Below are 277 nucleotides of genomic sequence, written 5' to 3'. Positions count from 1 at the left end.
CACATACCACAGACGATATGCTCATTATGCAGGATGAAATTTTTGGCCCTTTATTACCCATTATTAGCTATCAGTCGATAGATGAAGCAATAGGTTATATCAACCGAAATGACCGACCATTAGCCTTGTATCTCATGAGTTTTGAACAACAAACGCAGCAACAAGTATTGCAGCAAACTCATTCTGGTGGCGTTTGTATTAATGACACAGTATTCCATGTGGCCGCGGATGACGCGCCCTTTGGCGGTATTGGTCCGTCTGGCATGGGGCACTATCA

1 protein-coding gene is annotated in these 277 nt (G+C 44.0%); it reads left to right on the top strand.

Translation table 11 applies throughout. The annotated features are described in order from the left end of the window. Window positions 1-277, top strand: a 277-nt coding sequence (locus AAEZ00_RS21140; RefSeq protein ID WP_351089855.1) for an aldehyde dehydrogenase family protein, incomplete at both ends; no start/stop codon positions are given.

The sequence above is a fragment of the Shewanella sp. S1-49-MNA-CIBAN-0167 genome, from assembly GCF_040310145.1.
GTDB lineage: Bacteria > Pseudomonadota > Gammaproteobacteria > Enterobacterales > Shewanellaceae > Shewanella > Shewanella psychromarinicola.
The sequence above is the reverse complement of the archived record's forward strand: the minus strand, read 5'-3'. Positions and strand labels throughout refer to the sequence as shown.